The organism is Streptomyces sp. ICN903, assembly GCF_022015835.1.
In the GTDB taxonomy this organism is placed as follows: domain Bacteria; phylum Actinomycetota; class Actinomycetes; order Streptomycetales; family Streptomycetaceae; genus Streptomyces; species Streptomyces fenghuangensis.
In genome coordinates, this window is the sequence record NZ_JAKMAY010000357.1 from 1 (window position 1) to 5,131 (window position 5,131).

Sequence of the window (5,131 nt, forward strand, 5' to 3'; positions counted from 1 at the left end):
GGACGGCCAGGGGGCGGACGTAGGCGGGGGCGCGGCGGCCCAGGAGGAGTCCGGCGAGGGCGCCGAGGAAGGGCAGCAGCGGGACGAGGACGGCGAGGGTCGTGGTGCTCACGCGGTGGCCTCTCCCCTGGTCAGGCGCGTGTCGGCGGGGTTGTCAGTGACGCCTGCCACAGTGGGATCGTCACTTTCGGTGACGGTTCCGGCTGTTCCGTCGGTTCCGCCGGTTCCGTCGGTCTCGGCGAGCTCGCGGAGCCGGTCGATGTGGGAGGTGCCCCGGTTGCGGTGGACGAGCAGCACGATGGCGAGACCGATGCCGATCTCGGCTGCGGCGATGGTGATGGTGAAGAGGGTGAGGGCCTGGCCCGCGTGGAGGGTGTCGCGGAGCCAGACGTCGAAGGCGACGAGGTTGAGGTTGACGGCGTTGAGCATCAGCTCGACCGACATCAGGACGAGGATCGCGTTGCGCCGGGCGAGGACTCCGTACAGACCGGTGCAGAAGAGGAGGACGGCCAGGACGGCGGGGTAGGCCAGATGCATCAGCGCTCTCCCCCGTCCGCGGCCCCGGTTCCGTTCCGTCCGTTTCCGCGGCGGGAGAGGACGATCGCTCCGACGAGGGCCGCGAGCAGCAGGACGGAGAGGGCCTCGAAGGGGAGCACCCAGTGCTGGAAGAGGATCCTGCCGGTGACGTCGGTGGTGCCCTGCGGCGCGCCGTTCTCCAGGTCGATCCAGGTGGTGCGGAAGGCGTCCACCACGACGGTGACCAGGATGGCGGCGGCCGTGACGGCGACCGCGAGGGCGACGGGGCGGTTGCCGGAGTCGGCGTCCGGCGAGCGGCCGATGGGCGCCCTGGTGAGCATCAGCCCGAACAGGAGCAGGACGACGACGGCCCCGACGTAGATCAGGACCTGTACCCAGGCGATGAACTCGGCGGACAGCAGCAGGTACTCGACGGCGATCCCGCCCAGTGCCACCACCAGCCACAGGGCGGCGTGCACCAGTTGCCGGGTGGTGACGGCGGTGATCGCGGCGCCGAGGGTGAGCAGGCCGACGAGCAGGAAGAGGATCTCGACGCCGGTGGGCGACAGGAAGCCGGGGGTGCCGGAAGCGGTGGAAGCGGCAGAGGCGGCGGTGGAGGCGAGGCTCACGGTGGCGCTCACGTGTCACCGTCCCGCTGGTCCGTCTCCGGTTGCGATTTCTCCGGTTGCGAGTTCTCCGGTTGCGAGTTCTCCGGCTGCCCTGTCCCGTGCCGCCCGGCCTCGCGGGCGCGGGTCTCGGCGGCGAGCTGCTTGTCGGCGGCCTTGCGGGCGGCGGCGATCTCCTTGGGCTCCTCCGCGGCGGGGTCGAGCGGCGGCGGGGCGGGCACGGTCCACATCCACTCGCGCAGCCGGTCCCGTTCGTGGACGAGATCGCGGATGTCGGTCTCGGCGTACTCGAACTCCGGGGACCAGAACAGCGCGTCGAAGGGGCAGACCTCGATGCAGATACCGCAGTACATGCACAGGGAGAAGTCGATGGCGAAGCGGTCCAGGACGTTGCGGCTGCGCTCGCGCCCTCCCGGAGCGGCGGGCGGCACCGTCTCCTTGTGGGAGTCGATGTAGATGCACCAGTCGGGGCACTCACGGGCGCACAGCATGCACACCGTGCAGTTCTCCTCGAACAGTCCGATCACCCCGCGGCTGCGGGCGGGCAGCTCGGGCTGGACGTCCGGATAGTGCGCGGTGACCGAGCGCCGGGTCATGGTGCGGAGGGTGACGGCCAGGCCCTTGGCCAGGCCGCTGCCGGGAACGGCCATTACTGGATCACCACCTTGACGACGCCGGTGAGCGCGATCTGGAAGAGGGCGAGGGGGACGAGCACGGTCCAGGCGAACCTCTGGAGCTGGTCCTCGCGCAGCCGGGGGTAACTCACCCGCAGCCAGATGACGACGAAGGCGAGGACGGAGGTCTTCAGCAGGGTCCACAGCCAGCCGAGGTCGGCGGCGAACGGGCCGTGCCAGCCGCCCAGGAACAGCACCGTGGTCAGTGCGCACAGGATGACGATGCCCGCGTACTCGGCGAGCAGGAAGAGCGCGAAGCGCAGGCCCGTGTACTCGGTGTACGCGCCGAAGATGATCTCGGAGTCGGCGATGGGGGCGTCGAAGGGCGGGCGCTGGAGTTCGGCGAGTCCGGCGGTGAAGAAGACCAGGGCGCCGATGATCTGCCACGGCACCCACCACCACTCGAACGCCTCCAGAATCCCGGGCAGCGAGAGCGTCCCGGCGGCCATGGCGACGGAGGCGGCCGCGAGCAGCAGCGGCAATTCGTACGCCATGAGCTGGGCGGCGGTGCGCAGGCCTCCCAGGAGGGAGAACTTGTTGGCCGAGGCCCAGCCGCCCATCAGCGAGCCGAGCACGCCGACGCCCATCACGGCGAGCACGAAGAAGATCCCCGCGTCGATCGCCTGGCCGACCATGCCGTTCGGGCCGACCGGGATGGCGATCAGCACGAGGAGGTAGGGGATCAGGGCGACGGCCGGCGCGAGCTGGAAGACCCGGCGGTCGGCGTCGGCCGGTACGACGTCCTCCTTCTGCGCGAACTTCACGCCGTCGGCGACGAGCTGGGCCCAGCCGTGGAAGCCCCCCGCGTACATCGGGCCGACCCGGCCCTGCATGTGGGCCATCACCTTGTGCTCGGCCTGGCCCACCACCAGGGGCAGGACGAGGAAGGCGAGCAGGACGGCCAGCAGCCGCCATGCGACGTCGAGCACGTCCATCAGGCGCCGCCTTCCGTCGTTCCGCCGCCGCTGTCACTGCGGTTGGTGCCGCTGTCACCGCTGTCACCGGTGCCGCTGTCATCGGTGCCGCTGTCGTCGGTGCCGCTGTCGTCGGTGCCGCTGTCGTCGGTGCCGGGCTTCCGGGGGGCCTCGCGCCCCGGTTCCGGGGCGTCGCCCTCAGGGGCGTTCGCCACCGAGGCGCCGCCGCCCTCGCCGAGCGGGGCCTGTGCCCGCTCGTCCGTCCCGTGGACGCGACGGGCGGCCTCGGCCGACGTCTCGCCGGACGGCTCCGCCTGCTTGAGCCAGGGTGCGTCCGTGCTGCGCCGCCCCGGCTCCGCGGCTGCCCGCTGACTGGCCGATCCCTCCGACGCGCTGCGGGAGCGGCGCGGCGTACGGGCCGGTGGTGCGCCCTCCGCCCGCTGACTGGCCGATCCCTCCGACGCGCTGCGGGAGCGGCGCGGCGCGGCGGCCTCCGGGGAGGCGGCCCCGGCGGCGCGCTGGCTCGCGGAGCCGGCGCTCGCGCTGCGTGTGCGCCTCGGCGGGCGCTCCCCCGCGGCGCCCGCCGCACGGCCGCGTGCCGGGCGGGCGGCCGGCGCGGGGAGCTGCCCCTTGAGCGGACCCCACTCGTTCGGGTCGGGCACGCCGGGCGGCAGCGTCTGCCGCCGCCTCGGGCCGCCCTCCGCGGACTCACCGGGCTCCTTGGCGCCGGGCCACGCCTTGGCGACACGGGCCGCCAGCACGAAGTCCTTGCGCAGCGGATGTCCCTCGAAACCGTCGGGCAGCAGCAGTGGGGCCGGGTTCGGGTGGCCGGTGAAGGAGACGCCGAACATCTCGTGCGTCTCCCGCTCGTGCCAGGCCGCCCCGGCGTACACACCGGTGGCGGTGGGCAGTTCGGGCGCCTCGTGCGGCACGGTGGTCCGCAGCAGCAGCCGCCGGACCGGTGTGCCCAGCACGGCCAGGTGCGCGCAGATCCGAAACCCCTCGCCCGGCTCGTCCACGGCGCTCAGCCAGTCGAAGAACGTGCAGCCCAGCTCGTCGCGCGCGGTGGTCAGCGCCTCGGTCCAGCGGGCGGCCGGCACGTCGACGGTCAGCAGCCCGTACGCCTCGGCCGCACTCGCGCCCTCGCCGAAGACCTCCCCGGCGGGCCGGGGCAGCCACCCGGGGACGGACGGCCGCGGGTCCGGTGGGTTCGGGTGCGGGTTCGGTCCGGTCATGCGCGCTCCTCCCCCGCAGCCGGGCCCGGAGGCGGGGGCGGGGCGACCAGGCCGCTGGTCAGGGCCGCCCCCGACGGGCCCGGCGGGGGCGGCGGCGCGGCTTCGGATCCGGAGGCGGCGGGAGCGTTCCCGTACCGCTCGGCCGTCGACTCGCCGGCGATCTTCTCCTGGAGCTTGAGGATGCCCTGGAGCAGCGCCTCGGGCCGGGGGGGGCAGCCGGGCACGTAGACGTCGACCGGGATGATCTGGTCCACGCCCTTGGTGACGGAGTACGAGTCCCAGTACGGGCCGCCGCAGTTGGAGCAGGCGCCGAAGGAGATCACGTACTTCGGCTCGGGCATCTGCTCGTACAGCCGCCTGATCGCCGGGGCCATCTTGTCGGTGACCGTGCCCGAGACGACCATCAGGTCGGCCTGGCGCGGCCCCGGGGCGAAGGGGATGACGCCGAGGCGGATGAAGTCGTGGCGGGACATCGACGCGGCGATGAACTCGATCGCGCAGCAGGCCAGTCCGAAGTTGAAGACCCACAGGCTGTAGCGGCGGCCCCAGTTGAGGACCACCTTCATCGGCTCGGGGGCGAGCCGGGCCAGCCCGCCCAGCCGGCGGGGCACCGGCAGGTCGGCCGGGACGGAGGTCCCGCGGGCACCGGAGGGCTCGGGGGTCACGGGGGTCACGGGGGTCACGTCCATGCCAGAACGCCCTTCTTCCAGGCGTAGAGCAGTCCCACGGCCAGGAAGCCGAGGAAGACGAACATCTCCACCAGTGTCACTCCACCGAAACCGGGCTCGGCGAAGACCGTCGCCCAGGGGAAGAGGAAGATCGAGTCGACGGCGAAGACGACGTAGAGGAAGGCGTACACGTAGTAGCGGATCTGGGTGTGCGCCCAGCCCTCGCCGACGGGGTCCACTCCGCACTCGTAGGTCAGCAGCTTCTCCGGCGTCGGCACCACGGGCCTCAGCAGTCGCCCGGCGCCGAAGGCCACCCCCACGAAGAGCACCCCGACGACCGCGACCAGCCCGACGACCGCGTAGCCGTGGAAGTAGTCCGGCACGTCCGTCCCTCGCTCCGTGGTGTTCGCATCGGTTACGACGCTCCGTTCGGAAGGGGAGTCTAGGCCCTGGGCCCGCGCACGGAAGCGGGCCTCCGTCACACCCGCGCCCCGGCCC

The 5,131-nt window shown here is 72.7% G+C and carries 7 protein-coding genes; all 7 read right to left on the minus strand.

Annotation, left to right across the window (positions count from 1 at the left end; all coding sequences use genetic code 11):
• Window positions 1–108: 108 nt before the first annotated feature.
• Genes nuoK through L7D48_RS25480 form a run of 7 tightly spaced genes read right to left on the minus strand, consistent with a single transcriptional unit; the run spans window position 109 to window position 5,016 of the window.
• Entirely contained in the window at window positions 109–537 is a 429-nt protein-coding gene (gene nuoK / locus L7D48_RS25450) for an NADH-quinone oxidoreductase subunit NuoK (RefSeq protein ID WP_237882902.1), read from the minus strand.
• Complete coding sequence (locus L7D48_RS25455; RefSeq protein ID WP_279951797.1) at window positions 537–1,157, minus strand: NADH-quinone oxidoreductase subunit J; 621 nt, start codon at window positions 1,155–1,157, stop codon at window positions 537–539. Before L7D48_RS25455 ends, nuoK begins: the two co-directional genes overlap by 1 nt.
• The gene (locus tag L7D48_RS25460) at window positions 1,154–1,792 is read right to left on the minus strand and encodes an NADH-quinone oxidoreductase subunit I (RefSeq protein ID WP_237882903.1); all 639 of its coding nucleotides are present in this window, start codon (window positions 1,790–1,792) and stop codon (window positions 1,154–1,156) included. Before L7D48_RS25460 ends, L7D48_RS25455 begins: the two co-directional genes overlap by 4 nt.
• Window positions 1,792–2,754 (minus strand): complex I subunit 1 family protein, encoded by a 963-nt coding sequence (locus tag L7D48_RS25465; protein WP_237882908.1) that lies wholly within the window; start codon window positions 2,752–2,754, stop codon window positions 1,792–1,794. The genes L7D48_RS25460 and L7D48_RS25465 overlap by 1 nt, the downstream gene beginning before the upstream one ends.
• Entirely contained in the window at window positions 2,751–3,965 is a 1,215-nt protein-coding gene (locus L7D48_RS25470; protein ID WP_237882904.1) for an NADH-quinone oxidoreductase subunit C, read from the minus strand. Before L7D48_RS25470 ends, L7D48_RS25465 begins: the two co-directional genes overlap by 4 nt.
• Complete coding sequence (locus L7D48_RS25475) at window positions 3,962–4,654, minus strand: NADH-quinone oxidoreductase subunit B (RefSeq protein ID WP_237882905.1); 693 nt, start codon at window positions 4,652–4,654, stop codon at window positions 3,962–3,964. The genes L7D48_RS25470 and L7D48_RS25475 overlap by 4 nt, the downstream gene beginning before the upstream one ends.
• Complete coding sequence (locus L7D48_RS25480) at window positions 4,645–5,016, minus strand: NADH-quinone oxidoreductase subunit A (protein ID WP_237882906.1); 372 nt, start codon at window positions 5,014–5,016, stop codon at window positions 4,645–4,647. The genes L7D48_RS25475 and L7D48_RS25480 overlap by 10 nt, the downstream gene beginning before the upstream one ends.
• Window positions 5,017–5,131: the final 115 nt, after the last annotated feature.